General features: G+C 66.9%; 9 protein-coding genes and 3 pseudogenes. 8 read left to right on the top strand and 4 right to left on the bottom strand.

The window, feature by feature from the left end:
- Positions 1-130: 130 nt before the first annotated feature.
- Positions 131-943, bottom strand: a complete 813-nt coding sequence (locus AC07FK_RS33085; RefSeq protein WP_479108608.1) for a helicase associated domain-containing protein — start codon at positions 941-943, stop codon at positions 131-133.
- A 764-nt stretch (positions 944-1,707) separates the two neighbouring features.
- Here AC07FK_RS33085 and AC07FK_RS33080 point away from each other — a divergent pair.
- From AC07FK_RS33080 to AC07FK_RS33050, 7 genes and pseudogenes are all read left to right on the top strand, one after another.
- On the top strand, positions 1,708-2,070 hold the full coding sequence (locus AC07FK_RS33080) for a hypothetical protein (protein ID WP_479108607.1): 363 nt from the start codon (positions 1,708-1,710) through the stop codon (positions 2,068-2,070).
- A pseudogene (locus AC07FK_RS33075) lies at positions 2,061-2,296 on the top strand (thioredoxin domain-containing protein); the annotation flags it as partial. The gene AC07FK_RS33080 and the pseudogene AC07FK_RS33075, both read left to right, overlap by 10 nt.
- A gap of 553 nt (positions 2,297-2,849) precedes the next feature.
- Positions 2,850-3,263: a hypothetical protein gene (locus AC07FK_RS33070; protein ID WP_479108606.1), complete on the top strand. Its 414-nt coding sequence runs from the start codon at positions 2,850-2,852 to the stop codon at positions 3,261-3,263.
- 345 nt (positions 3,264-3,608) lie between these two features.
- A complete protein-coding gene (locus AC07FK_RS33065; protein ID WP_479108605.1) occupies positions 3,609-4,454 on the top strand; it encodes a replication-relaxation family protein in 846 nt (281 codons plus the stop codon).
- Between the two features lie 537 nt (positions 4,455-4,991).
- Positions 4,992-5,177, top strand: coding sequence for a hypothetical protein (locus AC07FK_RS33060; RefSeq protein WP_479108604.1), 186 nt, complete (start codon positions 4,992-4,994; stop codon positions 5,175-5,177).
- An 84-nt stretch (positions 5,178-5,261) separates the two neighbouring features.
- Positions 5,262-5,822: pseudogene (gene lexA / locus AC07FK_RS33055) on the top strand (transcriptional repressor LexA); the annotation flags it as partial.
- Positions 5,799-6,098 carry a class F sortase gene (locus tag AC07FK_RS33050; protein ID WP_479108633.1) on the top strand — a complete coding sequence of 100 codons (300 nt, stop codon included), beginning with the start codon at positions 5,799-5,801 and terminating at the stop codon, positions 6,096-6,098. The pseudogene lexA and the gene AC07FK_RS33050, both read left to right, overlap by 24 nt.
- Before the next feature lie 93 nt (positions 6,099-6,191).
- Here the strand turns inward: AC07FK_RS33050 and AC07FK_RS33045 are convergent, their stop codons facing one another.
- Together AC07FK_RS33045 and AC07FK_RS33040 are read right to left on the bottom strand one after the other, a co-directional pair.
- Entirely contained in the window at positions 6,192-7,406 is a 1,215-nt protein-coding gene (locus tag AC07FK_RS33045) for an ice-binding family protein (protein ID WP_479108603.1), read from the bottom strand.
- A 916-nt stretch (positions 7,407-8,322) separates the two neighbouring features.
- Positions 8,323-9,563 (bottom strand): annotated as a pseudogene (locus tag AC07FK_RS33040) (IS3 family transposase).
- A gap of 150 nt (positions 9,564-9,713) precedes the next feature.
- Here AC07FK_RS33040 and AC07FK_RS33035 point away from each other — a divergent pair.
- The gene (locus AC07FK_RS33035; RefSeq protein WP_479108602.1) at positions 9,714-10,451 is read left to right on the top strand and encodes a DUF6193 family natural product biosynthesis protein; all 738 of its coding nucleotides are present in this window, start codon (positions 9,714-9,716) and stop codon (positions 10,449-10,451) included.
- A gap of 164 nt (positions 10,452-10,615) precedes the next feature.
- Here AC07FK_RS33035 and AC07FK_RS33030 read toward each other — a convergent pair whose 3' ends face one another.
- Positions 10,616-13,066: a helicase associated domain-containing protein gene (locus tag AC07FK_RS33030; RefSeq protein ID WP_479108601.1), complete on the bottom strand. Its 2,451-nt coding sequence runs from the start codon at positions 13,064-13,066 to the stop codon at positions 10,616-10,618.
- Between the last annotated feature and the right edge of the window lie 579 nt (positions 13,067-13,645).

Below are 13,645 nucleotides of genomic sequence, written 5' to 3'. Positions count from 1 at the left end.
CCACCATCAGTCTGAAGGCGAACGTCTACACCTCGCGTGGGGCTGCGGCCGGGGCGGCGGGGATAGTCACCGTCACGTGACGAGATGAGCGGGCTGCTCGTACCTGACAGGCCGCCCATCAACCCAATGCTTATGCCCAGTCGAGACCGAGTTGGGCGAGCGCCGCCAGCTGCTGCTCACTCAACCGGTCGCGGCGTGCCTTCTGGTTGCTCAGAAATACACCGAGGCGTACGGACGTCCCGTCGGGGAGTGCTTCTGCGTGTTGCCGCCCTACGATGGTTTTCCCTTCGCGCGCGATGTATTGCCGTAGGGCTTCTACACCCCGCGTGAACGCCTCAGAGCCCTTCGCTGCCCCAGCCTTCGCGCTGGTTCGCGCCGAACCCTTCTGAGGCCGCTCAGCGGGTTTCACCCCGAGCTCGTCCAGGCGCCGCTGCTGCTCCTCGGTCAGGCGCGCCCAGTCGCGCGCCTGCCTCACCAGCCAGCGGCCGATGTCGTCACCCCGGTACGTGACGCCAGGCAGGAGTTCCTCCAGAGTGCCGCCGGCCTCCAGCAGGGCACGCAGCCCCACGTAGTGGCGCTGCCAGTCGACGGTCCACTCCAACTGCCCCGGGTTCCAGTCCGGATCGATCCCGGCGAGCTGCTCACTGCGCCGCGCTGCGCGCCCGGGGTCTTTGCCGAGTCCGCCGGGGCGCCTGAGGTTGGTGAGCCATTGCCCTACGGGCTTGTCGAGACAGGTGGCGTGCCTGGGGGCGGCCAGGGTGCCGGCCTGGGCGTAGTAGGGGCGGGCGGCGGCGAGGTTCTCTTCGAAGGCGGCGTCTGCGGTGCTGACTCTCACCTCGTTGCCCAGGTGAGTTCTTATTGAGGTGCCGGAGTCAGTTGGATCTGAGAGCCCTGGGAGGGGGCGTTCAACGAGCGCAATGGTCGGACACGGCTTGAGGATCATGGCTGCTTCGCGATGAGAAATCCCTGTTCATTGGGGTGAGAGTCCGTACTCCCGGACGACTACCGCGCCTTCCACGCCCCGGGAAGAGCAACGCCGGGCCGAGCGCCGCGCCCAGGAGCAGCGGGAGCGGGCGTAGACCCGGCGGCGGCAGAAGGCCCGCGCGTGGGCGTGCCCGACCTGTGGGCGTGAGGTCTGGCCCAGCGGTGACGGGTGGGAGACCGTACCCCGTGGCGGCGACTGCGACATCTGCATCCGAGGCAAGGAGCGCGAGCGCCAGCAGGCCGAAGAACGGGCCGCTGAGGAGGCGCAAGCGAAGGCGGAAGCGGATGTGTGGCGCAGAGAGAACGGCATCTGCGGCTTCCTGCGAAGGTGAAGCACCGGAGCTCTGCCGGTCTGGCACGCGCTCACCGGCTGGGCGTGGGCGCGAAGGGTTGGAGCGGGGCCCTGGGCCAGGCGCGGTTCAGGGCCCCTGCGGCGCGCGCATGGCATGGGGGATCCATACACGGGTCGTCAGGCACAACGGCGTCGGCGGCCCCAGGGACACGGGTCGGATGTACAGGAGGGGCGTTAAGGGTCGTCTCGAGCGGGCACTCGACGGATGAGTGAGTGGTTGCGACATGGTGCACATCCCTCCAGGGGCCGACCGTAGTGAGCGCGGTCGGCCCCGAGGCGTGTTTCCGCAGTTTCTTCCGCGCTCGCCGTGGCCTTTTCAAACTTCGCCGGATCCAGCCAACACGGGTCGGGGTGTGGGTAGCCTCCCGGAGGTGACCGTTTACGCCCGTTTCATTAAGCAGCGGATCTCCTCGAAGTTGTACCGTCCGGACGGCACGGTTCAGACGACGAAGGATCCGGCGGTGTGGACGCTGGCTCACCGCGGCTACAGCGGATGCGGGCGCCTGGACGTCTGGGTGTACCCCTCGAAGAAAGCCGCTCTGCACGAAGGAGCGAAGCTCGCCATGGCGTGCGGCATGGACGAGGACAAGCACGCCCCCGAACTGTTCACGGCCGGCCGCTACGAGAAGCTCCTGCAACGCTACGAGGACACCCACCCCGAAACCCACCTGCTGCGCGTCCAGGCGGCCTTCCTCCAGACCACGGACGATCCGGTACCAGTCGGACTCCTCTGATCTTCCCGAGGTCGACCGGCGTGCTGGAGGCGCAACGCCGCAGCGCGGTCGACGGCCGGCCGGTCGTCTTCTGGCGACCCGGCTGCAAATACTGCATTCGACTGCGCATCCGGGGGGCCGCAGCGCCCGCCAGATGCACTGGGTCGACATCTGGCGCGACCCGGCTGGAGCCGGCGATGCGCAACAGGTCGACGGCGACCGCGCGCACGCCCCCGTCCCAGCCGTCCTCGAACTTCTCGCCCGAGCCGTGCGGGGCGCTGCTCTCGGAGACCAGGTGCTCCCCGGCGACCGCCCCCGCCAACCAATGCGGCAACCTCGGCCTGCCACAGGAGAACGCGGTCCTCCCTATCAACGTCCCCATCCTGGGCCGCATGGGATAGCCCTTCAGGCTCATGCCTGCCCCTTCCCTGCGCCCCTGCCCGGCCCGAGCCGTGCGTTCGCGAGGCTTCACTGACCACCGGCAACGGCAGCATCGATCGCGGGAGGCACAGCAGCGGCTTCGACCAGGAGGCCGCCACTTGAGTCGCGAGCTGTGGGGCTGGGCTGCTCGCCCACCGGGCCGACATGGAAGAAGACGGGGCTCCCTCCGCTTGCCGCTCCTGGTGAGGCGGTGGGTGGACTCCCAGGCAGCGCCCCTGCCAGCGACGCGATCAAGATCGTGTATGTTTTGGGCGCTTACTCCAATCGGGCGAACAAAGGGTCTTATTGTGCGACGTCGCGCCATTAGTGCATTCCTGGCACTTAGTACCGTAATTGTATCGGGCCTACTGACGGGCGGTGTGGCCCACGCTGCGGAGGGAAAGGTTTGCTACCGGGCCCATATCGCCAACTACGGCTGGCAGGGCTGGAAGTGCGGTGGTGGGCAGGCTGGGTTCACTGGTGTCAACGCGCCCATTGAGGCCCTTGAGATACAGGTCTGGGGGCTCGGCAGCTTCGTCGCGAACGCCCACATCCGGAATGTTGGCTGGCAGGGCGCCCAGTCTGCAAACAGCGGCCAGGTCATCAGGGTGGGAGATGTGGGCAAGTCGCTGCGCATCGAACAAGTTATGGTCCAACCCGACTACTTGGGCCTCCACGGGCGGGCCCACGTCCAGAACAAGGGTTGGCTGGAGCCTGACACCGGCTTTCAGATCCACCTCGGCACCACGGGCGAGGCTCTGAACCTGGAAGCCGTCGAGATGTGGATCGAGTAGCAGAGCCCTACCAGCCTTCCGGAGACTGACACGCTGCGCGAAAGGCAGCTCGGCTCTGAGGTATGGGAATGCACGGCGAGGCCCTCACCGGGCAGTGGTGAGGGCCTTCACTGTCGCGCCGCCCCGCTGGCGCCGGTCGCGCGGTCTGTGTCCTGGCCGTAGACCGGAGCGGGGAAGCCGTGTCCCCATGCCGGCGCCCCCGGATGGCACGGTTTGCTGACTGGGACGCGAGTGAGGAAGAACCAGCCGCCCCGGCCTGTCCCGGCTCGGACGACCGCTGCGAAGCTGGCCCGGCCGGCTGGGCTGGGGACGCTGGCCGGGTGGGAGACGGAGGTTGTGTTTCCGGTGAGCGCAACGCTGGCGAACCCGAGCAAGGGCAGTCCCCGCGCGGACGCCGTCCTGACGGCTCCGGAGGCGGGGTTGCCGGTGCTGTTCGTGGAGGTCGACAACGGCACCGAACCCCGGGAGATCATCGCGAACAAGATTCACAAGTACCGCAGGTTCTTCCGCCGCACCGTCAAGGACACCAACGGCCGGGACATCCCGATGTGGCAAACCCTCTACAGCGACCACACCCGTGACCATGACCGTGCGGGTTACCCGCCGGTGGCGTTCGTGTTCACCGCACCGGTCGGCCCCGAGGCGATGATGAACCGGATGAAGGCCGTCCGCGACCTCTCCCTGGAGTGCTGGAAGGGCCATTGGAACAACGCCAGCATGTACGGCAAAGACGGCTACCGCGGCTACGACGACACCGTCCCCGTCATCGTCACGACCCTGGCCCGCCTCCAGCAGCACGGCCCCCACGGCCCCACCTGGTGGCGATACGGCCACTCCGACCGGGAGACCCTCGAAGTCGCTCTCGACAACCCGGACGACCACCGCGCCTTCCACACCCGGGAAGAGCAACGCCCCGCCGCGAGGACGACCCCCAGGACGGCGGGACAGCTGCCGCGCCCTGAAAACCCCGGTGGCGAGGTCAGCCAAAGGCCCTTGGGTCGGCGGTTCTGGTGCAGAGGGGAGGGCCGTGTGCGCCGTCTCGACACCCGAGCGTGCTCGGGGCCCGTGTCGGGCTGCAGGGATGTTGTCGCCCGGGACGGGTCACGTACGATGCAATGGATCCCGCTTACCGGCCTCGGAAAGGCGGGAAGGGCCCGACGCCGGTTGCCTCCGGCGGCAGGCCCCTCGTAGGTGCAGCAGTTAGTGAGCCCGGCCGTCCTTTATCCGGCCGGGCTCACTGCTGAGTCCGCGCCGTACGTCCGAGGTCACGTTTCGTTCGGTGAGCTTCACCGTACGAACCGCAGCACGCCTTCGACGATCACCGCGATCACCGGTATCCACGCGAGCAGTACCTGCCTGAACGGCGGGCGTTGCTCGCAGTAGGCACACAGATCCTTCGGATCCATCGGCAGCTCCTTCCGACTGACCCCATGAGCCCTGGAATCCCGGGCCTTCACCGTTCACCGGCGAAGAACGAGAGGGGTCAACCCGTCGAAGCAGCTTTCAGCATAAGGGAGTTCAAGTCTCCGACGGTCCGCGGAGCCCACTTGCACCACAACTTGTGGGCAGCTGTAGCCGTGCGACTACTAGATCTAGGGTTTGGTGCATTTTTTGCACCTCGCGCGCGTCGAACAGGTTCTTCACTGGAGAGTGCTTCGCTCCGTGCAGCCAACAGGACCCTAGACAAGTCCCATCGTTGCTGTCCGGGAGCACTCTCGGCTCTCCCGAATGTCCGCACTGAGGGCGGCGGCCGGGTGGTGCTTTCGCCAAGCCGGCCTTGCGGACGGTTCCGACCGCGATATCAGCGGCGCTGGCGCCATGGCGGAAGGTTGGGGGATTCACGATCCGGTCGAGATCCTGCTGGACATGGCCCTGGCGGTTGCGATGGAGAAAACCACTCCGCCCTTCTTTTAATCGAACGTGTGTTTGGCGCGACCTTTCGAAAAGTAACTATCGTTGTGCAGCCCCAGGGAGAGAGACATCTCGAGAGGGGCCGACGTGACCACCACCGCCGACAGGCAACTATCACTGCCCAGGACCGATCCCAGAGCCGACTCGAACCGGTGCATGCCATGAATGAAGCAGCCACACATCCGGAGGGCCCCAAGCCTTCACGCTCGCTGCCCGGCCGGCCTCCAGGAATCCGGGCGGACAGTTCCGGCCTCACTGATCGGCAGCGACGGGTCATTGAGGTCATCAGGGACTCGGTGCAACGGCGAGGGTACCCGCCGTCGATGCGCGAGATCGGTCAGGCGGTGGGCCTCTCCAGTACCTCTTCCGTGGCCCATCAGCTGATGGCTCTCGAGCGCAAGGGCTTCCTGCGCCGTGACCCGCACCGCCCCTGGGCGTACGAGGTGCGGGGTTCGGACCAGCCGAGCACCCAGCCCACCGACACGGCCGGCAAGCCCGCCGCGTCGTACGTCCCCCTGCGCAGCTCGTTGGCGAGGGACCTCTGTTCGCGTTGAAGGTCGTCGGCGACTCGATGTCGAGGCGGCGATCTGTGACGGTGACTGGGTGACGGTACGCCGTCAGCCGGTGGCCGAGAACGGCAACACCATTCTGGTCGGGCACCTGAACTCCTCCGACGGCCCCGCAGCGTTCTACGGACTCGGCGCCCTGCGCAACGGCGACCGCATCACCCTCACACGCCGCGACCGGACCACCGCCACCTTCACCGTCACCACCATGACCGTCTGGCCCAAGAACAACTTCCCCTCGGAGCGCGTCTACGCCCCGACCCCCACCCCTCAGCTGACGTTGATCACCTGCGCCGACTGGGGCGACGCGGCCAACGACTACCGGTCCAACCTCGTCATCACCGCACACCGCCGATAGGCCCCCCGGCGCATACCTCGCCGGCGGGGGCCCTGGACCTGCCCCGGATACCAGGGCCCCCTGTTGCGGGCGCGCGCAACCGAAACGGTGAGGTTAGCGCTGGTGGTTTACGGGCTTGTCGCCGTAGCCGTAACTGTAGACGTCGTGCTCCTCACCGTGGCCCGGCTTGTCGTGGTGGCCGTGCCCGCCGGGCTTGTCGTGGTGGCCGGGCCCGCCCGGCTTGTCGTGGTGGCCAGGCCAGCCGGGCTTGTGGTGGTCCGGCTTGCCGGGCTTGTCGCCGTGTCCGCCGGTGGTGTTTCCGGCGATGTTGCCCTGGGTGTTCCCGCCGGTGGTGTTTCCGGCGGTGTTGCCCGCGGTGTTCCCGGAGGTGTTGCCCTGTGTGATCCCGGCGGTGTTGCCCCGCGTGTTCCCGGCGGTGTTGCCGGAGATGCTCCCCGAGGTTCCACCAGTGGTCGTGCCCGTGGTCGTGCCGGACGTGGTTCCGGTGGTGGTGCCAGTCGTGGTTCCGGTGGTGGTGCCAGTCGTGGTTCCGGTGGTGGTGCCGGATGTCGTTCCGCCGGTGGTGGTCGCGCATCCGCCGAGGAAGATCCGGTTGGTGTCGAGCGTCACGGCGCCGTTGCGGGCCAGTGCGCGGCCCTCAATGTTCGCCCCCGTGGTCACGCTGATCGAGGTCAGGGCCATGATCGTGCCGACGAAGGTGGAGTCGGTGCCGAGGGTGGCCGAACTGCCGATCTGCCAGTACACGTTGCACGCCGAGGCGCCGTTCGTGAGGAGCACCCGGCTGGAGGACGCTGTTGTCAGCGCTTCGGGGATCTGGAACACCCAGACGGCGTTGGGGTTTCCCCCGGCGTCCAGGATCAGGTCGCCGGTGAGTCCGACACCGGATACAGCGGTGTGGACGCCCGGAAGCAGCGTGTCGCCGTTGCCGATGCCTGCCGGAAGCGCGAAGTCCGTGGCCTGGCCGGCCGCGTTGTTGTACGCCACGACCAGATCGGACTTGGCCTGTTGGGCGACAGCGTCCGCGGAATGGATCTCGCCGAGCACGATGCCGGGGGGAAACCCGCTGATGGCTGTGCCCGGGTGCACCCCAAGGTCGTGGTCGATCACGGAGGGTCCGGTGTTGGTGACCTCCGAACCTGCCAGAACGGAGAAACTGGCGGCTGTGCCCAGAGGGACGGGGGTCGCGATGGCCAGGGCCTGTGTCGGCGTCACAGCGACCATGACGGCGGCGACCGTTGCGGCGAGAGCCGAGGCCAGCCAGCCGGACAAGATGCGGCGCCGAGCCGCTTGAGGGAACTGTTGCTTCATCGAGAGGCCATTTCCTGTGAGGGCGGGGCGTGGCTTCCCGGGCCCCACCGATCGCCCGGGAAGCCTTCCTTATATCGCTCCTGCATATTACGCAGGAACATTCCCGCACCAGCATAAGCAAGGACAGGGAGGGGAGTAATGAGAAATTCAACAAAACGGCGAAGCGTGATGATAATCTGCAAATTGATTCCAATTATCGCCCGCCATACCCCCAAACGCGCAGGCTGCAATACTTCAAATGAGCCGATAGTGCCCCCTGTTCATACCTCAAACTCAACCCTGCCTGGAAGAGTGCTGCCAACCAGGTGATCTCACGAGCTCACCGCAGACGGGCGTGGCGATATTGCTTAGCCTCGCCGTTTCAGTTGAGGCAGTTGGGTGGCTGAGCGGGGTCGTTTGAGGCGGTGCCGGCCGGTGGGCATGGTGGCGTCCCGGCGCGGTGGTCCGCTTCTCCAAGGTCCGTCGGGTCGTAGGTGTCAGGGGGGCGGCCGGTCAGCTGGCGGGGCGGGGTAGTGCGGCCAGGCGGCCCGTGGTTCCCGCCCACCACGGCACCACGCATCGCTGCCACCTCGCGCATTCATTGGTCGGACTACGCCCCCGCTACCTTCGCTTCCGGGTCTTGCTTATAAGCGGAGATGCAATACGTAGCCGGAAGGTCAAGTAATCCGTGTGGCTTCTGCCCCAGCGATTTGACCCGCCTCACGACATGTTGCGCATCCCGCAGCGGCTCATTCTGAAGGCATGAACGCTCAGCGCACCTCTCGCAGGTGCGATGTTCCGCCTTCAGGGCAGTGAGCCACCTGCGGATGTACCGCTCCATGCCAGCCGCCCAGACAAAAAGCACCACCCCGTGTCAGCGGCCGCCATCGCCATAAGCCGGAGGGGCCTTCCCCCGTGAAGGTGGGCACGCGGTTATTTACCACGCGGCAAGCGTGAGTTTAACGGTGTGGTGTCGGCGTTCGTATTCGTCGGGGCTGAGGTGGCCGTTGGCGGAGTGCCGGCGGCGGGTGTTGTAGCGGGTCAGCCAGGCAAAGACGGTCCTGCGGCAGGTGCGGGCGTCACCGTAGTCATGGGCGCCCCCGAGGGTCTCGCGTTTGAGGGAGGCGTGGAAGCTTTCGCAGGCCGCGTTGTCGGCGCTGGTGCCGACCGCGCCCATCGACCGTGTGACTCCGAGTTGGTCGCAGAGGCGGGCGAAGGCCCGGGATCCTTATTGCGCCCCGTGGTCGGAGTGGAACACGGCGCCGTCCAGGCGGCCGCGGGTCGCGGCTGCCATCCGCAGCGCGTCGGCGACCAGGTCGGTGCGCATGTGGTCGGCGATGGACCAGCCGACAACCTTGCGGCTGAAGCAGTCCAGCACGGTCGCGAGGTAGAGGAACTTCCCGCATGAGAGTGGGAGATGCGTGATGTCGCCCATGTACTTCCGCCCCGGCTCGGTGGCGGTGAAGTCCCGCTGGAACAGGTCCGGGACCGGTGAGGCTGCCGGGTCGGGGACGGTGGTGCGCACGCGTCTGCGCAGGCGGATTCCGGTGATGGAGAACGTCCGCATGATCCGGGCGACCCGCTTCTCGTTGACCCGCCGCCCTCTCTCGCGAAGCTCGGCGGTCACGCGCGGTGAGCCGCAGGCGCCGCCGGACTCGCCGTGGACCTCGCGGATCTCCTCGGCCAGGATCAGGTCCTGCCGCTGCCGGGTCGCCCGGACCTCGGCGCCGGCGAGCCACTTGTAGTAGCTGGACCGGTTCACGTCCAGGACCTGGCAGAGCCGCTTGACCTCGTAGGTGTTGCGATGGTCGTCAACGAACTGGAAGCGGCTCCTCACCAGTTCGTCTCTCCGGCGAAATACTTGGCCGCCTTGCGCAGGATGTCCCGCTCGGTCGCGAGCTTGCGCTCACTTGCCTCGAGCTCGGCCACCCGGGCCTCCAGCTGCCGCACCCGCTCGTCCGGATCAGCGGACGGCGCCGCCTCCCGAGGCTGGGCGCCTGGCTTCGCTACCGCGGCGGTGATGCCACGGCGTGCGCGGTCCCGCAGCACCCACTCCCGCAGGGTCGCCCGGTTGACACCCAGGTCGGCAGCGATGCTCTTGTATGTCGCCCCGGGTGTGGACTCGTACAGGACCACGGCATCAGCCTTGAACTCGTCCGAGTAGTCCTTCATCGCCATCGGCGGTCTTCTCGCTTCCTCCGGATCAAGCAGATCCAGTATCAGCGTGTCCACCACTCAGGGGGAGGCCCCGTACATCCGCAGGTGGCTCACTGCCATGAAGGCGGTACATCGCACCATGGGATGGTGGCTACGGCACAATCGTGATCCATGGCCACATCCACTGATCTCGCCGTTCTGTATCCCGACATTGCGGCAGAAGGTAGCCTCGGTGCGGCGCTCCAAGCCACCGCGACCAAGAACGGCCTCTCCGTCCCGTTCACGGTCTCCGAGTCCGACCTGCTGCGCGAAGCCGCCGTTGAGAGCACCGTTCCGCATCGCGCGCCCCTGGCCATCACTGCTCGGCTTGCCGAACGACGCTGGTCGATCCGGGGGGGTGAGTCGTTCCAGGACATGCCACTCGTCGACGGAGACACACAGGATCTCGCCCAGGTCGTCCAAGCCGCGCAAGCCTGGTACGACGGGGCGGAGCTGGCCGATATCCACCGGGCCGCTCCGTTCGTGCACCTGACCGGCCGCTTCGAGGTGCCCGATCGCGATCCGGTGCAACTGGCCGAGTCCGAGTGGCAGCACCTGCGCACGAAGGCAGGTGAGACGGACTGGCCCGAATACCACGCACTGATCGAGGCGGCGTATGCCGAGCCGACGCTGCGGGGGCTCTACCCGTTCACCAGCCATTGGAGTCTGCAATTCTCCACGACTACCCGCCCTCGGCTGACCGACGTTCCGATCTGCCTGGCCGCCGCTCGTCCGGAGAGCCGGTACACCGTCAGCGCCCACTACATGGGTGAAGTCCTCGTCGAGACGACGACAGCGCAGGAGGCCGTGGCAACGGCTGTGCGCCACCTGCCCTTTGGCCTTGACCCTGTCACTTCTGGAGCAGCCTGAACAAGGAGTGCCAGGGATCTGGTGATCTACAGGTACCGCACCTGAGTCGGCGGTAGCTTCGCTCTACCGCCGACTCAGCCGCCGCCGACGCGGACTCAGGCTGGCCCTTGGTCCTGGCGAAGAGAGACCACCGGATTGCGGCGGGGCCCTCTTCGCCTTCACGCTTACGCCGCCCAGTCGTATCCGAGTTGGGCGAGTGCGGCGAGCTGCTGTTCGTCGAGCCGTTCGCGTCGGTTTTTCTGGTTGGAGAGCCATACCCCGAGCCGTACGGGGGTGCCGTCTTCGAGGTGTTCGGTGTGCCCGCGGGGTACGACGGTGCGGGCTTCCCGGGCGATGTACTGCTGGAGGGCTGCTACGCCTCGCGTGAACGCGTCGGAGCCGTTCGTTGCCCCAGCCTTCGCGCCGGTCCGTGCGGGGGCTTTCTGCGGCCGTGCAGCGGGTTTCACGCCCAGTTCACCCAGTCGGCGCTGCTGTTCCTCGTTGAGCCGGCCCCAGTCGCGGGCCTGCCGGGCGAGCCAGCGGCCGATGTCGTCGCCGCGATACGTCACCCCCGGCTGGACGTCCTCCAGAGTGCCGCCGGCCTCCAGCAGGGCCCGCAGGCCCACGTAGTGGCGTTGCCAGTCGACGGTCCACCCCAACGCGCCGGGGTTCCAGTCGGGGTCGATCGCGGCGAGCTGCTGCGCACGTCGCGCCGCGCGCTCCGGGTCCTTCCCGAGCCCTCCGGGGCGTCGGAGATTCGTCAGCCATTGCCCCACGGGTTTGTCCAGCATGGTGGCGTGGCGGGGTGCGGCCAGGGTGCCGGCCTGGGCGTTGTAGGCGCGGGCCGCGGCGAGGTTCTCTTCGAACTGGGCGTCGGCGGTGTCCCAGATCATGCCGAGCTCGTCCAGCTCGTCCGCCCGGGAGCCGAGCATCGTGCCGGCCCGGTAAGCCCTTCGCTGGTCGGACAGCCACCGGCCCAAGGGGTAGGCGCCTTCCTGGTGCTCGTAGGGCACGTCGAGCGTGCCTTCCCGGTCCCGGTAGCGGCGGGCGGCGTCGTATCCGCGGGTCCAGTCCTGGCGTTCGGTGTCGAGGATCTGGAACTTGATCCACTTGGCGATCATCACCGGGTCCCTGGGGGCGGCGAAGCGGAGCAGCAGCCGTGACTCCTCCTCACCGTCCTCCGGTTCCTCACCAATGGTCTGCGACGGATCGACGACGCGCTTCTGGTCCTCCTGCGGAATAGCGAGCATTTCCACAGCACGCTCATCATGCGCCCGAAGCCCTTCAAGGACTTTCACCAAGGGGCGATACGACGCGGAAGTAAACATGTCTTCAGGCCGCTCATCAGCCGCCAAAAACACGGGCACAATAAGCGTCGCGAGCTTCCCTTGATTCGGCTTCTGACGCAACGCCCGCCCAATGGCCTGCACGATATCGACCGCCGACCCCTTCGGGTCCAACAGGGCCACGGAATCGACCGCCCTGATATCGACGCCCTCACCCAGGACACGGCAATTCGACAGCACCGCGCGCCCGGCCCGGCGGCCGAAGTCCCCGAGCACCTGGCGCCGATGGTCGGCCTCGTGCTCACCGCACAGCCAGTCCGCCCACACCCGCTGCGGGTACCTGTCCGGATCCGACGCGTGCAGCCGCTTCGCGACCCGCGGCAAGCCTTTCGTGAACGCGGCAGCCTCTATGGTCCGGTGATGGAACGTGATGGTCGTCTGCAACTGGTGCTCCGCCATCGTCTCCAGCAACGCGGCCTGCAACGCTCCCATCCGCTCCCCCCGCAGATGCTCCTCCCGTTTCTCCTCGCCGGCCAGGCGGGCCGGAGTCACCACCGGGTCGGTCAACTCGACCACCACAATTTGATATCGCGCCAAAAGCCCACGTGAGACCGCTGATGCCAGGGACAGCTCGTACACGACGGGCCCGTAGATTTTCGGGTCGTCCATGGAGCAGGCCAGCTCGTGCGGGAGCGGATCCCTCGCGTTCTCGAACCCAGGCTGCCGCTCCGCCCACGAGGGCCGGGGCGGGCGTTCCTTCCAGATCCGCGGGGTGGCCGTCATGTACAGCCGGCGCAAGGCCGGGATGACGTCCTGGTCGTGCACGGCAGCCCACGCCTTACCTGAAGATCCGCTTGTGCGGTGGGCTTCGTCGACCACCACTAGGTCGAACGGCAGCATTTTCTGCCCGTACGCTCCCTCCATCGCCTCTGCCAGAGCGGGCAGGGACGCGTAGGTGCCGTAGACGGTCACTGGCCCCTCCCCGTGCCACAGGGACAGCTGAATCGGGTTGGTCGTGGACCGCACATCGAACGACCACAACTGCGGGTCATCGTCCAGAGAACACACCGCCACAGCAGGACCGGTATGCCCGACCGACCGCCACTCCCGAATGGTCTGTGTCAGCAGATCCAATGTGGGCAGCAACACCAGAACTCGCCCATTACGCGCCAGCCGCAAAGCAGAATGGGCAGCGATGAAAGTTTTCCCTGTGCCACAGGCAGCAACTACCGTGGCCCGCAGGCCATTACGCGGGATCCGCTTCCCCGGCGGGATATCAAAACCCCGCACGACCGCGTCAACCGCCTCGACCTGATGCGGAAACAGACGAATCTCACCGGCATTCGGCATTCCGTACTCCAGAAATCGCGAGAAAGCGGACAGCCCTGGCGGAGGGGGTAGCAGTTCGCTCGGGATGCTACACACAGCATCCGAAGGCGCGCCATGATGCATCATGACGAATGATGCACAGGTCTTACCCTAGCGGAACCGGGAGCGGTGCGGGGAGTTTCGGGTAGACTGATGCGTATGCTGCTCGCCCCGTTGGGTAGTGAGTGGGTGTCAGGGTTCGGATGGAGCGAAGCGGAATTCGAGCCCTGGATTTCCGGGAGGCCGGCCACGCTCGCGGGGTGATGGGCCGTCATGGTTCCGGGGGTGCCGTATTCTTCGGGATCCTACACAGGCCCGCAGTGACACACCCACCTTCCCCTGTAGCCAGCCGTTCCGGCGGAGCCGGAACCCGGCATGGGAGCGAAGCGGACATGCCCGCTTTCCGGAATTTAAGCGAAGCGTAATTCCGAACCCCCTTGCGAAGCAAGGGGGTTAAGGCGCGAAGCGCCTCAACGCATTGCGAAGCAATGCGTTTCCGCTGAGCGGAGCGAAGCGTTTCCCTTGCACAGCGCGCAGCGCTGTGGTACCCGCTCCGCGGGG

This window comes from Streptomyces sp. NPDC046122, assembly GCF_056429965.1.
Note: the sequence above shows the minus strand (reverse complement) of the source record. Positions and strands in the feature narration are given on the sequence as shown.

Excerpts from the sequence above, each read along its gene's own strand:
- AC07FK_RS33085 (WP_479108608.1), bottom strand. The coding sequence starts at position 943 with ATGATCCTCAAGCCGTGTCCGACCATTGCGCTCGTTGAACGCCCCCTC.
- AC07FK_RS33060 (WP_479108604.1), top strand. The coding sequence starts at position 4,992 with ATGTCCGCACTGAGGGCGGCGGCCGGGTGGTGCTTTCGCCAAGCCGGC.
- AC07FK_RS33045 (WP_479108603.1), bottom strand. The coding sequence starts at position 7,406 with ATGAAGCAACAGTTCCCTCAAGCGGCTCGGCGCCGCATCTTGTCCGGC.
- AC07FK_RS33035 (WP_479108602.1), top strand. The coding sequence starts at position 9,714 with ATGGCCACATCCACTGATCTCGCCGTTCTGTATCCCGACATTGCGGCA.
- AC07FK_RS33030 (WP_479108601.1), bottom strand. The coding sequence starts at position 13,066 with ATGCCGAATGCCGGTGAGATTCGTCTGTTTCCGCATCAGGTCGAGGCG.